This is a genomic window from Methylomonas sp. HW2-6 (assembly GCF_052474525.1).
In genome coordinates this window covers 1-17,885 of sequence record NZ_CP184124.1, presented here as the reverse complement: position 1 = coordinate 17,885, position 17,885 = coordinate 1, and the positions used below count along the sequence as shown (strand labels likewise).

15 protein-coding genes, 2 tRNA genes and 3 rRNA genes are annotated in these 17,885 nt (G+C 53.4%); 16 read left to right on the top strand and 4 right to left on the bottom strand.

What is annotated here, in order from left to right; translation table 11 throughout:
- Positions 1-28: 28 nt before the first annotated feature.
- A complete protein-coding gene (locus ACH518_RS01050; protein WP_445371546.1) occupies positions 29-592 on the bottom strand; it encodes a MarR family winged helix-turn-helix transcriptional regulator in 564 nt (187 codons plus the stop codon).
- Positions 593-857: 265 nt separating this feature from the next.
- Between ACH518_RS01050 and ACH518_RS01045 the strand changes: the two genes are divergently transcribed.
- The 9 genes from ACH518_RS01045 (at position 858) to nirJ (ending at position 7,390) form a co-directional block, all read left to right on the top strand.
- On the top strand, positions 858-2,384 hold the full coding sequence (locus ACH518_RS01045) for a cytochrome D1 domain-containing protein (protein ID WP_445372955.1): 1,527 nt from the start codon (positions 858-860) through the stop codon (positions 2,382-2,384).
- Positions 2,381-2,692: a c-type cytochrome gene (locus ACH518_RS01040; protein WP_140912432.1), complete on the top strand. Its 312-nt coding sequence runs from the start codon at positions 2,381-2,383 to the stop codon at positions 2,690-2,692. The genes ACH518_RS01045 and ACH518_RS01040 overlap by 4 nt, the downstream gene beginning before the upstream one ends.
- 3 nt (positions 2,693-2,695) lie before the next feature.
- Positions 2,696-2,995 carry a c-type cytochrome gene (locus tag ACH518_RS01035; protein ID WP_445371545.1) on the top strand — a complete coding sequence of 100 codons (300 nt, stop codon included), beginning with the start codon at positions 2,696-2,698 and terminating at the stop codon, positions 2,993-2,995.
- A gap of 73 nt (positions 2,996-3,068) precedes the next feature.
- On the top strand, positions 3,069-4,241 hold the full coding sequence (locus tag ACH518_RS01030) for a cytochrome D1 domain-containing protein (protein WP_445371544.1): 1,173 nt from the start codon (positions 3,069-3,071) through the stop codon (positions 4,239-4,241).
- A gap of 2 nt (positions 4,242-4,243) precedes the next feature.
- Positions 4,244-4,699: an Lrp/AsnC family transcriptional regulator gene (locus ACH518_RS01025; RefSeq protein WP_186289578.1), complete on the top strand. Its 456-nt coding sequence runs from the start codon at positions 4,244-4,246 to the stop codon at positions 4,697-4,699.
- Positions 4,692-5,249 (top strand): siroheme decarboxylase subunit beta, encoded by a 558-nt coding sequence (gene ahbB, locus ACH518_RS01020; RefSeq protein WP_445371543.1) that lies wholly within the window; start codon positions 4,692-4,694, stop codon positions 5,247-5,249. Before ACH518_RS01025 ends, ahbB (ACH518_RS01020) begins: the two co-directional genes overlap by 8 nt.
- A gap of 4 nt (positions 5,250-5,253) precedes the next feature.
- Positions 5,254-5,697, top strand: coding sequence for an Lrp/AsnC family transcriptional regulator (locus tag ACH518_RS01015; RefSeq protein ID WP_445371542.1), 444 nt, complete (start codon positions 5,254-5,256; stop codon positions 5,695-5,697).
- Complete coding sequence (gene ahbB / locus ACH518_RS01010; protein ID WP_278210677.1) at positions 5,697-6,176, top strand: siroheme decarboxylase subunit beta; 480 nt, start codon at positions 5,697-5,699, stop codon at positions 6,174-6,176. Before ACH518_RS01015 ends, ahbB (ACH518_RS01010) begins: the two co-directional genes overlap by 1 nt.
- Before the next feature lie 2 nt (positions 6,177-6,178).
- Positions 6,179-7,390: a heme d1 biosynthesis radical SAM protein NirJ gene (nirJ, locus tag ACH518_RS01005; RefSeq protein ID WP_445371541.1), complete on the top strand. Its 1,212-nt coding sequence runs from the start codon at positions 6,179-6,181 to the stop codon at positions 7,388-7,390.
- Here the strand turns inward: nirJ and ACH518_RS01000 are convergent.
- Positions 7,350-7,835: a SixA phosphatase family protein gene (locus tag ACH518_RS01000; protein WP_445371540.1), complete on the bottom strand. Its 486-nt coding sequence runs from the start codon at positions 7,833-7,835 to the stop codon at positions 7,350-7,352. The genes nirJ and ACH518_RS01000 overlap by 41 nt on opposite strands.
- A 162-nt stretch (positions 7,836-7,997) precedes the next feature.
- On the opposite strand from ACH518_RS01000, the gene erpA reads away from it, so the two are divergent.
- Positions 7,998-8,330, top strand: a complete 333-nt coding sequence (gene erpA / locus ACH518_RS00995; RefSeq protein WP_064020540.1) for an iron-sulfur cluster insertion protein ErpA — start codon at positions 7,998-8,000, stop codon at positions 8,328-8,330.
- On the opposite strand, the gene ACH518_RS00990 is transcribed toward erpA, so the two are convergent.
- Together ACH518_RS00990 and ACH518_RS00985 are read right to left on the bottom strand one after the other, a co-directional pair.
- Positions 8,322-9,437, bottom strand: coding sequence for an anhydro-N-acetylmuramic acid kinase (locus tag ACH518_RS00990; RefSeq protein WP_445371539.1), 1,116 nt, complete (start codon positions 9,435-9,437; stop codon positions 8,322-8,324). The genes erpA and ACH518_RS00990 overlap by 9 nt on opposite strands.
- A 4-nt stretch (positions 9,438-9,441) precedes the next feature.
- Entirely contained in the window at positions 9,442-10,737 is a 1,296-nt protein-coding gene (locus tag ACH518_RS00985) for a peptidoglycan DD-metalloendopeptidase family protein (protein ID WP_445371538.1), read from the bottom strand.
- Between the two features lie 148 nt (positions 10,738-10,885).
- On the opposite strand from ACH518_RS00985, the gene tyrS reads away from it, so the two are divergent.
- The 6 genes from tyrS to rrf all read left to right on the top strand — a co-directional run bounded on the left by tyrS (position 10,886) and on the right by rrf (position 17,833).
- The gene (tyrS, locus tag ACH518_RS00980) at positions 10,886-12,076 is read left to right on the top strand and encodes a tyrosine--tRNA ligase (RefSeq protein ID WP_445372954.1); all 1,191 of its coding nucleotides are present in this window, start codon (positions 10,886-10,888) and stop codon (positions 12,074-12,076) included.
- 388 nt (positions 12,077-12,464) lie between these two features.
- A 16S ribosomal RNA gene (locus ACH518_RS00975) occupies positions 12,465-14,000 on the top strand.
- A 60-nt stretch (positions 14,001-14,060) separates the two neighbouring features.
- Positions 14,061-14,137, top strand: a tRNA-Ile gene (locus ACH518_RS00970).
- A gap of 108 nt (positions 14,138-14,245) precedes the next feature.
- Positions 14,246-14,321, top strand: a tRNA-Ala gene (locus tag ACH518_RS00965).
- 341 nt (positions 14,322-14,662) lie between these two features.
- Positions 14,663-17,556 (top strand): 23S ribosomal RNA (locus tag ACH518_RS00960).
- 161 nt (positions 17,557-17,717) lie between these two features.
- Positions 17,718-17,833: ribosomal RNA gene (rrf, locus tag ACH518_RS00955) — 5S ribosomal RNA — on the top strand.
- Together the 16S, 23S and 5S rRNA genes with 2 tRNA genes alongside form the textbook arrangement of a ribosomal RNA operon.
- Positions 17,834-17,885: the final 52 nt, after the last annotated feature.

The window sequence follows — 17,885 nt, the reverse complement described above, 5'->3', positions numbered from 1 at the left end:
GCTAGCCGCGATGCCGTGCTCCGCGGTCTTAGACCGGGTTGTGTTCCTGGCAGATTTGTTGGCTGTCTTCGACGCTGAGTTTTTCCTGGGTCAGCAGGCAGAAAAAGCCGCCGTCTTTCTCGCTGAAATTGCGGCAGGTTTTACACACGCCAAAGGATTGCGACTGGTTGGCTTTTTGCAGCGCGGTCAGGGCTTGTTGGAATACGTTGGCGTCGGATGGTGGTGACTCGCTTTGCTGTAAAATCGCCGTGGCGCTGGTGAACAGGTCGGAGGGCCGGGCTTGCTTCAGGATTTCGGCGCCGTCGGGCAGCAGGTGCAAGTGCACGACGCGTTTGTCGTTAGTGTCGGGCGTTTTGCCGATGTAGCCCTTTTTTTCCAAAATGATCAGCGATTGCGACACCGTGCCGCGGGTCATGCCCAGATAATTGGCGACAGCGGCCGGCGTGTTGCTGTACTTGTTGCAGCGCGATAAGTAGTTCAACACTTGGAAGTGGACCGGTTGCAGGCCTAATTCGGTGCACTTTTTCCGCTCTTCCGAGCGGATTAACGTGGTCATGCACTCGATAAGTTCATAGATATCAGTCTTTTGCATAAATTGCATTCTGTTTGAGCCGCGTCGGGTTGACAAGGGCGCCTATCAAGCGGTAAATTGATAGCGAATCGAAACTTTAGCTTATAACATTCGGCCTGGAGTCAACAAGTTGTCATTTTATCATGGGAATCCGCAGCGCTGCCCGTTACGGTCTTTTATGGTTTAATGCACCAAGTTGGCTCTTTTTTTAACTTGCGGATGGCAGGAAATTTAGATGAAAAAAACAACAATAATGGGTAAAAAATTACTGGCGAGTTCCATCATCATGCTCTTGTCGTCCGGAGTGGCGTTAGCCAAGACCGAAGACATGCATCAGTTGTATCAGGACAATTGCGCGAGCTGCCACGGCTCCGACCACGGCGGCTATTTGGCGCCGGCGTTGAACTCTGCCACGTTGAAAGGCCGCAGTCCGACCGCGTTGCGCACCATCGTCATGGCCGGCAGCTTCGACACTTTGATGCCGCCGTTCTACGGCCGATTGAGCGACGACGAGATCCGCGGCGTGATCAAGCACTTGCAGGAAACGCCGAAACAACCGAATCCGGCCTGGACCATAGACGACATGAAAAAATCGTTGAAAGTCTATGTCAAAGACGAAAGCACGTTGCCAGCCAAGCCGACGTTCCAGATCGACGATAAATTCGAAAACCTGATCGGCGTCGCTGCCCGCGGCAAATACGGCCGTGGCGAAGGCTCTAAAGCCATCTTCATCAATAGTGCGACTCACCAGAAAGTTGGTGAGGTTGCGACCGGCACCGCAGCACACATTATCGATTTCAATCCGGCCAATCCGCGCTGGGCTTATGTCAAAACCGACACCGCCGAGATTTTTAAAGTCGATTTGTACTCAATGAAAGCGGTGCGCAGCATCAAAACCGGCTGGAACGGTCCCGGCATGGGCGTGTCGCGCGACGGCAAATACATCATGGCCGGCTCGTTCGTGCCGCATAACGCCGTGATCCTGGATGCCGATACGCTGGAACCGTTGAAAACCTTCGAATTGGAAGGTATCGATCCGGACGGCAAACACGTGTCCTCGGATTCCGGCATGATCATCGGTACGCCGTACGCCGATATTTTCGCGATTGCCTTGGAAAACGCCGGCCAAGTCTGGGTGGTCGATTACAAAAAAGAAGGCTTTCCAGTGACCAAGATCGAGAAAGTCGGTCGCCACTTGCACGATGCCTTTCTGACCCACGGCGGCAAAAAATTGATGATCGCGTCCTATGACGACAGCATCGTCGCCGCGATCGATCTGGAAAAACGCGAATTGATCAAACAACTGCCGGCCGGTTGCGTGCCTCACGTCGGCGGCGGCTCGGCGGTGGTGGTCGACGGCCGTACCTTGGGTTTTGGTACCAATTTCGGCGACTGCGACAAAACCGTGGTCAGCGTCTGGGACTTGGACAAAATGGAAGTCGTCAAGCAAGTGCCGGTCTCCGGCGGTACCGAATCGCCGGCCGCTCATGCCAACGCACCTTATGTCGCGGTAGATATCATCAGTAAAGACCGGCGCGCCCGCACCGTGCAGTTGATCGACAAGAAAACCCTGGAAGTCGCCAAAACCCTGGATGTCGGCGGCCACGCCTACTTCCCGGAATACAGCGCCGACGGTAAATTCCTTTACATTTCGGCTGGCTATAACGGTGACGAAGTCGTGGTTTACGATTCCCACAGTCTGCAAAAAGTCGCCAGCATTCCGATGGAAAGCCCGGCCGGGATTTTCTCCAGAGGCCGGGTCAAATACATGACCCGCGGTTTGTCGCCTGACGAAATGGAGCAACACAAATGAAAATAGCCCGTTACAGTGCTGCAATGCTGGCGACGATGTTGGTCGCCGGCAATGCCCAGGCGGTTAGTTTATACGTCGGTCAATACAAAGCCGGAATGGTTTGCGCACAATGCCACGGCATTCGTATGCCCAGCGCCGATGCGCCGTTTCCGCCGCTGGGTGGGCGCGATCCGGAATATTTGAAAACCGCGATCAAGCAATACCGCGATAAGACCCGCAAGTCGGACATCATGAACGCGATAGCCGGTTCGCTGACCGATAGCGAGATTGCGGATATCGCCGCCTATTACGGCAGCGTCAAGCCTTAAGCGATGCGGATTGCCTGGCTGCTCGGCGCGTTTTGTTTCGGCGTGTACGCCGAAGAGCCGGGCGCTGGGCGCCAGCAGGAATTGACCAATATGCTGAAGCACGATTGCGGTTCCTGCCATGGCCTGCCGCCCAAGGGTGGATTGGGGCCTTCGTTGATGCCGGACGCCTTGGCCGACAAAAGCGATGCGTTATTGTTCGACGTGATTCGTAACGGCCGGGCCGGCACGGCTATGCCGGCGTGGCAACCGTTTTTGAACGATGCCGAGATCAGCTGGATGGTTGCGCGTCTGCGCCAACGCTGAAGCCGGCTTAGCTAAAGGGCGGCGGACGGCTGCGGATTTGTTGGAACGGAATAATTTTCAGAACAGGGTTTTCATGAAACTTTTGGCTTCCGTGTTGTTGTCTGCTCTGGCCGTTGCCGGCTCGGCTTGCGCCGATTTGCGGGCGACCGGCGATTTGGGCGTCGTGATCGAGCGCGAAGCCGGCACTATTCAAATCGTCAATACTACCAAACCAGCTATGCTGAGCCGAATCGAAGGTCTGGGCGATTTGTCGCATGCCTCGGTGGTATTTTCCCGCGATCAGCGTTACGCCTATGTATTCGGCCGTGACGGCGGATTGAGCAAACTCGATCTGCTGCAGGACAAAATCGACAAACGGATCGTGCAGGCCGGCAACAGTATCGGCGGCGCCATATCTCAGGACGGTAAAGTGATTGCCGTCTCCAATTACACGCCGGGCGGGGTGAAGCTGTTCGACGCCGAAACTCTGGAACAATTGGCCGAGATTCCGGCGGTCTACGGCGACGGTAGCAAGTTGTCCAAAGTGGTCGGTCTGGTCGATGCGCCGGGCCAGCGCTTTGTTTGCAGTTTGTTCGAAGCCAACGAAATCTGGCTGATCGACGCCAAAAATCCGCGTCAACCAGTCGTCAAAAAATACCAGGACATCGGTAAGCAGCCCTACGATGCGTTGTTGAGCCCGGACGGTCATTTCTATGCGGCCGGCCTGTTCGGCGAAAAAGGTTTGGCACTGCTGGATTTATGGCAGCCGGAAAAAGGCGTCGAGCATATCCTCGAAGACTACGGCAAGGACGACGAGCAACTACCAGTCTACAAAATGCCGCATCTGGAGGGCTGGACGATGGCCGGCGACTGGCTGTTCGTGCCGGCCATCGGGCAGCATGAGGTACTGGTCATCGACAAAACCGATTGGGAACTGGTCAAGCGCATTCCGCTGGCCGGCCAGCCGGTTTTCGTCAGTGCCCGGCCCGACGGCCGCCAAATCTGGGTGAATTTCGCGTTCCCCGATAACCAGACCGTGCAGGTCATCGACGTCAAGAATTTCAACATCGTCAAAACCTTGCAGCCCGGCAAGGCGGTGTTGCACATGGAATTCAGTCCGCGCGGCGAAACAGTCTGGCTGGCGGTGCGCGACGACGATCGGCTGATGGTTTACGATACGGAAACCCTGGCCGAAATAGCCCGTCTGCCCGCCCAAAAACCCAGCGGCATTTTTTTCACCGACCGCGCCAATCGCATAGGTTGGTGACGATGCTGGCACCCTTGCACAAACGCCTGCTCAACGATTACCAGCAGGATTTTCCGCTCAGCCCCACACCATATCGCGATATTGCCGATCAACTCGGCGTCAGCGAAGAGGTTGTACTGCACGCTTTTGAAGAATTGTCGGCGCAACGGATGATCAGCCGCATCGGTCCGGTCATTGCGCCGAACAGCATCGGCAGCAGCGCGCTGGTGGCGATGGCGGTGCCGGATCACGATCTGGCGCGGGTTGCCGACTTGGTCAGCGCTTGTCCGGAAGTCAATCATAACTACGAACGGGAAAATCGTTTTAACTTGTGGTTTGTAGCGGTGGCCGACGACGAGGCGCATTTGCGCGCCGTGATTGCGGATATCGAGAACCGCAGCGGTTATCCGGCGATGTTATTGCCGATGTTGGCCGACTATTTCATCAATCTCGGTTTTGAATTGAATTTGCATGATTGATGCCGTTGATCATCGTTTGATTGCCGCCGTCCAGGCCGGTCTGCCGATCACGGCACGGCCTTATGCGGCAATTGCGGAGGATTTGGGTTTGACCGAACAGGACGTGATCCAGCGTCTATCGCGCTTGCGTGCGCAAGGTTTGATCAAGCGCTGGGGGGTGGTCGTCAAGCATCGCCAACTCGGCTACCGCGCCAATGCGATGATCGTCATGAATGTCCCGGACGAGCGTGTCGCCGACGTCGGCGCGCTGATCAGTCAACAAGCTTGCGTCAATCTCTGCTATCAGCGGCCGCGCCAGGGCGAGGTTTGGCCTTACAACCTGTATTGCATGATCCATGGCAAAAGCCGGGAAGTGGTGTTGGAGCAATGGGCGGTGTTAAGACATGATTGCGCGCTGGCGGCTTATCCCTACGAAGTATTGTTTAGCCGGCGCTGCTTTAAACAACGCGGTGCGCGCTATTCGGCGCCGGCGGAGGCCGCCAAGGACCCACAAAACCGTGTCGAACGGGATGCGGTCGTTCCCGCTGCATGCGAATGGCAAAGTGTGTGACGCCATGGATACCATCGATAAACGCATCGTCAATCGCCTGCAGCAAGGTTTTCCGATCTGCGAATCGCCCTATCGACGGGTCGCCGAAGAACTGGGTTTGACCGAAGAGTGCTTGTTGGCGCGCCTGCGGGCCTTGCTGGCCGATGGCGTGTTGTCGCGGTTCGGGCCGATGTACCACGCCGAGCAAATGGGCGGCGCGTTGACCCTAGCCGCCATCAAGGTACCTGAGGAACGCTTTGACGAAGTCACCGAAATCGTCAACGCCTTTCCCGAGGTCGCCCACAACTACGCTCGCAACCATGCCTTGAACATGTGGTTTGTCTTGGCCACCGAACAGCCGCAACAGGTGGCGAGCGTGATTGCCGAGATCGAACGGCTGACCGGTCTGACCGTCTATAAAATGCCGAAAATCAATGAATATTACGTCGGTTTGCAATTGGAAGCTTGATGAGTATCGATGAGATAGACCGCCAAATTATCCAGGCTACCCAAGCCGGCTTACCGTTGGTTGCCGAGCCCTATCAAGCCGTCGCCGAGCAATTGGGTTTGTCTGTCCAGGTTGTGATGTTGCACATGGCCGAAATGCAACAGACCGGCGTCATCCGCCGGATCGCCGCGGTGCCCAACCACTACAAACTGGGCTATCGCCACAACGGCATGACCGTTTGGGATGTGGGCGATGATGATGTCGACCGCTTGGGCCGGCAGATTGCCGCGTTGCCATTCGTCAGTCATTGTTACCAGCGCCCGCGCCACTTACCGGACTGGCCGTATAACTTATTTGCGATGGTACACGGTAAGACCGAGCAGGATGCCGAACGCCAGGTCGCCATCATTGCCGAGCTGTTGGGCGATCACGCGCGCGGGCACGAGGTACTGTACAGCAGCAAAATTTTGAAAAAAACCGGTCTGCGTATCGGAGGATAGGCATGTTTCGTCTCAGTCAATACATGCGCGAAGTGCTGGCGCCGACACCGTTGCAGCCGGCGCGCAAATCGTCCGGTCCGGTCGTGATCTGGAATCTGATCCGGCGTTGCAATCTCACCTGCAAGCATTGTTATACCACCTCCGCCGATATCAATTTCCCCGGCGAACTGACCACGCCGGAAATCTACACGGTGATGGACGATTTAAAGGCCTTTAAGGTGCCGGTGCTGATTTTGTCGGGCGGCGAACCGCTGTTGCATCCCGATATTTTTCCGATTTCGCAACGCGCGCGGGACATGGGTTTTTACGTGGCCTTATCCAGCAACGGCACGTTGATTAACGAAGCCAACATCGCGCAAATTGCCGCGATCGATTACCAGTACATCGGTGTCAGTCTCGACGGCATGCGCGAGGCACACGACAAATTTCGCCAGAAACAGGGCTCGTTCGATGCCTCGCTGGCTGGCATCCGTTTATGTCGCGACCACGGTATCAAGGCTGGCGTGCGCTTCACGCTGACCCAAGACAACGCCCATGATTTCGATAACTTATTGCAATTGATGGACGACGAGGACATCGACAAATTTTATCTGTCGCACTTGAATTACGGCGGACGAGGCAACAAAAACCGCAAGGACGATGCCGAGTTTCAGTTGACCCGCAAAGTAATGGATAGCCTGTTTGAAAAGTCGTTGAGCTGGGAAAAACAAGGCCTGCACCGGGAAGTGGTGACCGGCAACAACGACGCCGACGCCGTTTATTTCCTGCACTGGGTCAAACGCCGCTTCCCGGAGCGGGCCGAGCACATCCAGGCCAAACTGCGGCAATGGGGCGGCAACGCTTCCGGTGTCAATGTCGCCAATATCGATAACCTGGGTAATGTGCATCCCGACACGTTCTGGTGGCATTACGGCTTGGGCAATGTTCGTCAGCGGCCATTTTCCGAAATCTGGCAGGATACCTCGGACCCGTTGATGGCCGGCCTGAAAGCTTCCCCGCGGCCTTTGCAGGGGCGGTGCGGCAGTTGCGGCTACCAGTCTATATGCAATGGCAATACCCGGGTTCGGGCGCAGCAACTGACCGGCGATTTTTGGGCGGAAGATCCAGGGTGCTACCTGGACGACGACGAAATTGCCGGTCGTTTGTTACCGAATCAAGCCCCGTCGAAACAGATCAACGCATCAAGCCGCACGGCAGACTCCACAGCAGCGTGATCGATTGCGGATTACTGAAGTCGGCATTGAGGCGGGTTAATGACGCTTTCTTGATGCACAATGCAGTGGCCGACATGTTTAAGAGTGCCGCGATAGCCTCGGAAAGACCGGGCTCATGACCCACTAACCAGACATCGTCTTCGCCGAGGTCGGCCAGTTGTTTAAGTTGTGCCAGCAGTGGTTGCGGTTCGGTGCCTATGTTCAGCCAATCGGCGCTAAGCGCAGCGGGGCAGTTGGGCAAGTGGGCATGCAGTAAAGTTGCGGTCTGTTGCGCACGCAACACCGGACTGCAATATAGCTTGCTTGGCAAGAGTCGATTTCTTTCACAGAAGATCGCCAGCCGTTTGACCTGTTTTGCGCCTTTTTCGGTGAGCGCTCGATCGCTATCGGCTTTTGATAAGGCGCTATCCTCCGCCGTAGCATGTCTCAGAAACGTGATTAGCATCGGTATCTCCTCGATTGCAGCGGAAACGGGACCTGATTTTACTGCGATTTGGGTTGTCGTTGGATTAAAACGCGAGCCAAGCCACCGTATCACAATAATTGTTGACCAAAATACTGGGGATAGTCATAATTCCCTACCCATTCAATTGCTTAAGAGTTTTATATGGCCGATCCAATTGTATTTACCGATAGCGCTGCGCAAAAAGTCGCGGGTTTGATTCAAGAAGAAGGTAACGACAATCTTAAACTGCGGGTTTATATAAGTGGTGGCGGCTGCTCCGGCTTCCAGTACGGCTTTACCTTCGACGAAGAAGTGAACGAGGACGATACGCAGATCGTAAACGGCGGGGTTACCGTATTGATTGATTCGATGAGCATTCAATATTTGAATGGCGCCGAAATCGACTACAAGGAAGATTTGTCCGGTGCGCAATTCGTGATCCGCAATCCCAACGCCACGACCACTTGCGGCTGCGGCTCGTCTTTCTCAGCTTAAGCCGTTACGGCCAGGATAAATTCCTCCTAAAATCACGGGTGCCCTGGCCCCGGTGACGTTGCAAAGGTTACCCGGCAAGCCGTTCAGAGTTTGCCGGGCCAGCCACGCAAACGCAATCGCTTCGACGTGATCTGGGTCGACGCCGATCTCGGCCGTCGATGCGACTGGAATCCGCAAGTTTCCCGCCAACAATCTCAATAAATGCCGGTTATGTGCGCCGCCGCCGCAAATGAACGTTTGTGTGGCTCCGGGGGCGTGTTGGCGAATGGCGTCTGAGATCGTATCCGCGCTGAATTGGCACAGCGTTGCTTGGATGTCTTGTGCCGGCAAGTTCTCGAATGTTTCGATTTTGCGGGCCAGCCAAGCTGCGGAAAAGTACTCTTTGCCGGTACTTTTCGGTGGTGCTAGCCGGAAATAAGGGTCGTCTTTCAATGCGGCTAACAGCTCTTGATCGATCCGGCCGCTGGCCGCCCACTCGCCGGAAGGGTCGAACATACCTGAATGGTGTTGCTGATACCAATAGTCGATCAGGCCATTGCCGGGGCCGGTATCGAAACCGATGGCCGGTTTATCGTCGAGTATCGTGATATTGGCGATGCCGCCGATGTTGACCACGGTTCTGGTTTGGCTCGGATCGGCAAATACCGCCTGGTGAAACGCCGGTACCAGTGGCGCGCCCTGGCCGCCGGCGGCGATGTCGCGGCGGCGAAAATCGGCGACCGTGGTGATGCCGGTGATTTCCGCAATCCGGTTTGGATCGCCAATTTGCAGGGTGAAACCGTCGCTGCCGTCCGGAGCATGGCAAACGGTTTGGCCGTGGCTGCCGATGGCTTTGATCGCGTTCGCTGGTATTCCTGTTTTTTTTAGTAATGCATTGGCGGCTTCGCCGAATAAACGGCCGATTTGGCTGTCCAGGTGTCCATAATCTAGCAATCGCACTGCCTGATTGGCTTGGCTGATTGCCTGAATGGATTGTCTCAGTGCCGGCGGGAAGGGTTGGTAATGGAACTCGACAAGCGTAATCTTGTTACCAGCGAAGTCGACCAGGCCGGCATCGATGCCATCGATGCTGGTCCCGGACATCAAGCCGATATAAAGTTCGGCCATCGGTTTAATTCTGCGCGACCTGGGCGTCGCCTTTGGCTTGTTTGAGTTGCGCGACCAGCGGTTGGGTTTGGGCCTTGAATTTGGCCAGCAGGGCTTTGTCCATCGGCATGGAATGAGGCAACTTTACCGTGACTGGATTGACGTGTTGGCCGCCGATGCGGAATTCGTAATGCAAATGCGGACCGGTGGCCAAGCCGGTTTTGCCGACGTAACCGATCACGTCGCCTTGTTTGATGCTGGCGCCCACTTTTTGGCCGGTTTTGAAGCCCGACAGATGGGCGTAAAGTGTGGAGTATTTTTGACCGTGCTCGATTTCGACCACATTGCCGTAACCGTTTCTGACGCCGCGGAACACGATTTTGCCGTCGCCGGTGGTTTTGACAGGCGTGCCGATGGCGGCGGAATAATCCACACCTTTGTGGGCGCGAATGGTGTTCAATACCGGATGCTTGCGGTGCAGATTGAAATGCGAACTGATTTTGGCGAAGTCCATCGGCGTTTGCAGGAAGGCTTTGCGTAATCCATTGCCGTCCGGCGTGTAATAACCGGTATTGCCCTGATTGTCTTCGAAGCGTACTGCGGTGTAAGTCTTGCCTTGGTTGACGAATTCCACCGATAAGATGTCGCCGGTGTCGAATTCGCGGCCTTCTACGAACAGCTTTTCATAGACCACGGTGAACTCGTCGCCGTCGCGCAAATTCAACGCAAAATCGATGTCCCAGGCAAAGATGTCGGCCAGTTTTAGAATGATCTTTTCCGGCAATCCTGCTTGTGTGCCGTCTTCGAACAGCGAGGAATGGATCGTAGCCTTGGCGCTGGCGACTTGATAATCGACTTTTTTGCTGAGCAATTCGACATCGAAGCCATCGTCGTGACGGGTTGCAATCAGGGTTTCGAACGGGTTTTTGGCGTAGGTTAGGCGTTCAAGTTCTCCCGAGGCGTTCAGCGTGGCAACCACGTCTTGACCGGGCTCGACCGCTGCGAATTGCTTGCCGGTTGGGTTGGCGTGGATGATTTTATGCAGATCCTCGCGGTTCAGGTTTAAGTCCGAAAAAATGCTGGAAAGGTTTTCGCCGGTTTTGACGGTGTGTTCCAGTTCCTCGGTTACGTCGAGGTGTTCGATTTTGGGTTTGGCTTGATTGTAATTGGTGTATCGATCGAGCCTGGAAGAGATCAGTTTGTCTTGCTCCAGACTTTTGGCGTCTTCCAAGCCTTTGTGCGGGATCAATCCGTAACTTGCACTTGCGGCAACAACGGTACAAGCGCCTAACAGCGCCGACTTGAGTATTCTGTTCTTCACAGCAATCACTTTTCATTGTTTGTCGAATGCCCAATTGTAGGCAATTTTATGGTTCATGGCTAACAAATGGGGATTTTTTATCCGTTGACACAGTTGCATCACTTATAATGCGCGCCCTAAAACTGAAGGCTATTAGGAGAGTGTTTTGTTGCAAGAAACCTTGGCTCAGCTGCGTTACGGTGCTGAAGAAATCTTGTTGGAATCCGAGTTCGTTAAGAAGTTGGAAGAGAGTCGACCGTTGACGATCAAGGCCGGATTCGATCCGACCGCTCCGGATTTACATTTGGGGCATACCGTACTGATCAACAAGCTGAAGCAGTTTCAAGATGCCGGCCACAACGTTCAATTTTTGATCGGCGATTTCACTGCGATGATAGGCGATCCGACTGGTAAAAATGTCACGCGGAAGCCGTTGAGCAGGGAAGAGGTGCTGGAGAATGCCAAGACTTATCAAGCTCAGGTTTTTAAAATATTGGATCCGGAAAAAACCGAGGTGAAATTTAATTCGGCGTGGATGGGGGCAATGACCAGTGCGGAATTGATTCAGTTGGCTGCAAAACACACGGTGGCCAGGATGCTGGAGCGGGACGATTTCAGCAAGCGTTATAAAGGTGGTCAGCCGATTGCGATTCATGAATTTTTATATCCGCTGATTCAGGGTTACGATTCTGTAGTCATGAAGGCGGATGTGGAGCTGGGTGGAACCGATCAAAAGTTTAATTTGCTGGTCGGGCGCCAGTTGCAGGAGATTTATGGTCAGAAGCCGCAGATAGTCCTGACCATGCCGATCCTGGAAGGCTTGGATGGGGTGCAGAAGATGTCGAAATCTCTGAACAACTATATAGGTATTGCTGATGCGGCAGATGATATGTTCGGCAAGATCATGTCGATATCCGACGAGTTGATGTGGCGTTATTTCAAGCTATTGAGTTTTCGGCCGATGCTCGAGATCGAGGGTTGGCGGCAAGCGTGCGAGAATGGAGACAATCCGCGGAATTACAAAGTCGCGTTGGCGCAGGAAATCGTCGAGCGGTTTCATGGTTTCGCTGCCGCCAAATCGGCGCTGGAAAATTTCGAAGCGCGGTTTCAGAGAGGGGCTATGCCAGAAGATCTGGCTGAAATAGAGATGGATGCAGGGAGCGAAGGTTTGCCAATTGCTAATCTATTGAAAAATGCCGGACTGGTTGAGAGTACTTCGGAGGCGTTGCGTTTAATCAAGCAAGGCGCTGTGAAAATCGATGGCGAAAAGGTTGAGGATGCGAAAAAAGTGATCGGTGCTGGTTCGCATGTTTACCAGGTTGGCAAAAGAAAATTCGCCAAAGTGAAATTAAAATGTTGACAGGGTGGAGAGGTGTGGTTAGAATGAGCGGCTCTTCACTGCTGACGGTTTTGGGATTTGAAGGTTGAATCCTGGTTTGGTGGTGGCTTTGCTGGCTCTGTTGTTTTGGGGTCGGTAAGTTGGCGATTTCGATTTGGGGAGTTTGAATCGAAAGCCGCTGAAAAAGTGGTTGACATGATTTCTGATTGCTGTAGAATATGTCGGCTCAACAGGGCGAAATGCTCTGGCTCTTTAACAAACTGAATCGAAATAATTTGTGTGGGTATGTGTAGCGATCGATTTCTGTTAGAAATTATCGGTACAGACCACGTCAATTTAAGCTTATAAATTACGTTCTGTAATCGAGTCAAGATTGGTCGCTAATCTTTCTTAGCGACAAACCAAAATTAAACTGAAGAGTTTGATCATGGCTCAGATTGAACGCTGGCGGTATGCTTAACACATGCAAGTCGAACGCTGATAAGGTGCTTGCACCTTTGATGAGTGGCGGACGGGTGAGTAATGCATAGGAATCTGCCTATTAGTGGGGGACAACGTGGGGAAACTCACGCTAATACCGCATACGATCTACGGATGAAAGCAGGGGACCTTCGGGCCTTGCGCTAATAGATGAGCCTATGTCGGATTAGCTAGTTGGTGGGGTAAAGGCCTACCAAGGCGACGATCCGTAGCTGGTCTGAGAGGATGATCAGCCACACTGGGACTGAGACACGGCCCAGACTCCTACGGGAGGCAGCAGTGGGGAATATTGGACAATGGGCGAAAGCCTGATCCAGCAATACCGCGTGTGTGAAGAAGGCCTGAGGGTTGTAAAGCACTTTCAATGGGAAGGAATACCTATCGGTTAATACCCGGTAGACTGACATTACCCATACAAGAAGCACCGGCTAACTCCGTGCCAGCAGCCGCGGTAATACGGAGGGTGCAAGCGTTAATCGGAATTACTGGGCGTAAAGCGTGCGTAGGCGGTTGTTTAAGTCAGATGTGAAAGCCCCGGGCTTAACCTGGGAACTGCATTTGATACTGGATAACTAGAGTTGAGTAGAGGAGAGTGGAATTTCAGGTGTAGCGGTGAAATGCGTAGAGATCTGAAGGAACACCAGTGGCGAAGGCGGCTCTCTGGACTCAAACTGACGCTGAGGTACGAAAGCGTGGGTAGCAAACAGGATTAGATACCCTGGTAGTCCACGCCGTAAACGATGTCAACTAACTGTTGGGTTCTTAAAGAACTTAGTAGTGGAGCTAACGTATTAAGTTGACCGCCTGGGGAGTACGGCCGCAAGGCTAAAACTCAAATGAATTGACGGGGGCCCGCACAAGCGGTGGAGCATGTGGTTTAATTCGATGCAACGCGAAGAACCTTACCTACCCTTGACATCCTCGGAACTTGTCAGAGATGACTTGGTGCCTTCGGGAACCGAGAGACAGGTGCTGCATGGCTGTCGTCAGCTCGTGTTGTGAAATGTTGGGTTAAGTCCCGTAACGAGCGCAACCCTTATCCTTAGTTGCCAGCGAGTAATGTCGGGAACTCTAGGGAGACTGCCGGTGATAAACCGGAGGAAGGTGGGGACGACGTCAAGTCATCATGGCCCTTATGGGTAGGGCTACACACGTGCTACAATGGCCGGTACAGAGGGCAGCGAAACCGTGAGGTCAAGCAAATCCCACAAAGCCGGTCCCAGTCCGGATCGCAGTCTGCAACTCGACTGCGTGAAGTCGGAATCGCTAGTAATCGCGGATCAGAATGCCGCGGTGAATACGTTCCCGGGCCTTGTACACACCGCCCGTCACACCATGGGAGTGGGTTGCAAAAGAAGTAGGTAGTTTAACCTTCGGGAGGGCGCTTACCACTTTGTGATTCATGACTGGGGTGAAGTCGTAACAAGGTAGCCCTAGGGGAACCTGGGGCTGGATCACCTCCTTACAAAGACAGAATCCCGTTACACGTATCCACAACAAATTATTTCGATTGAAAGACGCACCTGGGTCTGTAGCTCAGTTGGTTAGAGCGCACCCCTGATAAGGGTGAGGTCGGAGGTTCAAATCCTCCCAGACCCACCAACGCGAAAAGCAAGACGAAAGCAACAAGGCAACTGAACACGCAAAAGACATTCGTCGGATTGCTGTTTTGATCTTGACGATTTCGGCTTTAGTCTTTTGACTGTTTTCGGGGCCATAGCTCAGCTGGGAGAGCGCCTGCCTTGCACGCAGGAGGTCGGGAGTTCGATCCTCCCTGGCTCCACCACTCGCCAGAGGCAAGCCAAGTGCCCGGGTCCAACGTATCCGTGAAGGCGATCAGCTCTATAATGCTTGAATACAGGCTTTATAGAATTGATCCTTAGATCAATACGCTCTTTAACAATATGGAAATCTGTAACCAAGTCTTGATCGGAAACGATCAAAACTGAAACGAGTTGCGGTTTATCGGAAGTGATTATCGAAAGATAAGCGCCGAAAGTAAATAGCAAGTCGTTCTCAAGCAACATCAGCGAACATGTCAGCTGACAAATAACTTAAATCGTAAGCCTAACAAAGCCGAAGATGAAAATCGGAAGCGAAGTAAAAGCAGACGTATTCGGGTTATATGGTCAAGTGAATAAGCGCATACGGTGGATGCCTAGGCAGTAAGAGGCGATGAAAGACGTGGTAGCCTGCGAAAAGCTTCGGGGAGGCGGCAAACAGCCTGTGATCCGGAGATGTCTGAATGGGGAAACCCGGCGAGGATAACCTCGTCATCTTTGAGTGAATACATAGCTCACTGAAGCGAACCCGGAGAACTGAAACATCTAAGTACCCGGAGGAAAAGAAATCAACCGAGATTCCCTTAGTAGTGGCGAGCGAACGGGGACCAGCCCTTAAGTGTTGATGACGTTAGTGGAACGGTCTGGAAAGTCCGGCGATACAGGGTGATAGCCCCGTACACGAAAACGTCTTCAGCATGAAATCGAGTAGGTCGGCGCACGTGAAACGTTGACTGAATATGGGGGGACCATCCTCCAAGGCTAAATACTCCTTACTGACCGATAGTGAACCAGTACCGTGAGGGAAAGGCGAAAAGAACCGCGGAGAGCGGAGTGAAATAGAACCTGAAACCGTATGCGTACAAGCAGTGGGAGCCCCTTCGTGGGGTGACTGCGTACCTTTTGTATAATGGGTCAGCGACTTACATTTTGTGGCAAGCTTAACCGAATAGGGGAGGCGTAGGGAAACCGAGTCTTAATAGGGCGTTTAGTCGCAAGGTGTAGACCCGAAACCGGGCGATCTATCCATGACCAGGTTGAAGGTGTGGTAACACACACTGGAGGACCGAACCCACTCCCGTTGAAAAGGTAGGGGATGAGTTGTGGATCGGAGTGAAAGGCTAATCAAGCTCGGAGATAGCTGGTTCTCCTCGAAAGCTATTTAGGTAGCGCCTCGTGTATAACTGCTGGGGGTAGAGCACTGTTTCGGCTAGGGGGTCATCCCGACTTACCAACCCGATGCAAACTCCGAATACCAGCAAGTTTCAGCACGGGAGACACACGGCGGGTGATAAGGTCCGTCGTGAAAAGGGAAACAGCCCAGACCGTCAGCTAAGGTCCCCAAATCTATGCTCAGTGGGAAACGATGTGGAAAGGCACAGACAGCCAGGAGGTTGGCTTAGAAGCAGCCACCCTTTAAAGAAAGCGTAATAGCTCACTGGTCGAGTCGGTCTGCGCGGAAGATTCACCGGGGCTAAGCATAGTACCGAAGCTACGGATTCACGCTTTGCGTGAGTGGTAGAGGAGCGTTCCGTACGCCTGCGAAGGTCGATTGAGAAGTCGGCTGGAGGTATCGGAAGTGCGAATGCTGACATAAGTAACGATAAAGGGGGTGAAAAACCCCCTCGCCGTAAACCCAAGGTTTCCTGCGCAACGTTAATCGACGCAGGGTTAGTCGGCACCTAAGGCGAGGCAGAAATGCGTAGTCGATGGAAAACAGGTTAATATTCCTGTACCAGTAGTAACTGCGATGGGGTGACGGAGAAGGCTATATCAGCGGTCGGTTGGAAGTGGCCGTTTAAGCAAGTAGGCATGTACCTTAGGCAAATCCGGGGTACTTTATGCTGAGATGTGATGACGAGTGTCTCGAAAGAAACGCGAAGTGATAGATGCCCTGCTTCCAGGAAAAACCTCTAAGCTTCAGGTTACTAGTGGCCGTACCCTAAACCGACACAGGTGGGTGGGATGAAAATTCTAAGGCGCTTGAGAGAACCCAGGTGAAGGAACTAGGCAAAATGATACCGTAACTTCGGGAGAAGGTATGCCCTCATTACGTGAAGGTCCTCGCGACTGGAGCGGAAGGGGGTTGCAAAAAATCGGTGGCTGCGACTGTTTAGCAAAAACATAGCACTCTGCAAACACGAAAGTGGACGTATAGGGTGTGACGCCTGCCCGGTGCTGGAAGGTTAATTGATGGGGTTATCTTCGGAGAAGCTCTTGATCGAAGCCCCAGTAAACGGCGGCCGTAACTATAACGGTCCTAAGGTAGCGAAATTCCTTGTCGGGTAAGTTCCGACCTGCACGAATGGCGTAACGATGGCCACACTGTCTCCACCTGGGACTCAGTGAAATTGAAATCGCTGTGAAGATGCAGTGTACCCGCGGCTAGACGGAAAGACCCCGTGCACCTTTACTATAGCTTGACACTGGACTTTGAACCTACTTGTGTAGGATAGGTGGGAGGCTGTGAAGCAGGAACGCCAGTTCTTGTGGAGCCATCCTTGAAATACCACCCTGGTATGTTTGGAGTTCTAACCTCGATCCATTATCTGGATTAGGGACAGTGTCTGGTGGGTAGTTTGACTGGGGCGGTCTCCTCCCAAAGAGTAACGGAGGAGCACGAAGGTACCCTCAGCCTGGTCGGAAATCAGGCAATGAGTGCAAAGGCATAAGGGTGCTTGACTGCGAGACGGACAAGTCGAGCAGGTACGAAAGTAGGTCTTAGTGATCCGGTGGTTCTGTATGGAAGGGCCATCGCTCAACGGATAAAAGGTACGCCGGGGATAACAGGCTGATACCGCCCAAGAGTTCATATCGACGGCGGTGTTTGGCACCTCGATGTCGGCTCATCACATCCTGGGGCTGAAGCAGGTCCCAAGGGTATGGCTGTTCGCCATTTAAAGTGGTACGCGAGCTGGGTTCAGAACGTCGTGAGACAGTTCGGTCCCTATCTGCCGTGGGCGTTTGAGATTTGAGGGAAGCTGCTTCTAGTACGAGAGGACCGAAGTGGACGAACCTCTGGTGTTCCGGTTGTCATGCCAATGGCATTGCCGGGTAGCCACGTTCGGACAGGATAACCGCTGAAAGCATCTAAGCGGGAAGCCCCTCCCAAGATGAGATCTCACTGGGACTTTAAGTCCCCTGAAGGGCCGTTGGAGACGACGACGTTGATAGGCACGGTGTGGAAGTCCAGTAATGGGCGTAGCTAACGTGTACTAATTGCCCGTGAGGCTTGACCATATAACACCCAATGCGTTTGGGTAGCAGTTGACTGCTGATAACAAACTGAGAACGACAAACTCGCTACAGATTTCCATGAAAACAGGTCAAGCGGCAAAGCCCGCGAAGCCATACGCTTCGAACCTGTGCATGACGGCTGCAACAACAGCCTAACCAGTTTGCTTGGTGAACATAGCAAGCGTGAACCACCCGATCCCATCCCGAACTCGGAAGTGAAACCGCTTAGCGCCGATGATAGTGTGGCAGGTTGCCATGTGAAAGTAGGTCATCGCCAAGCTCTTAAACACAAAGCCCGTCTCAGACGGGCTTTTTTTTGCCTAGACTCTTCT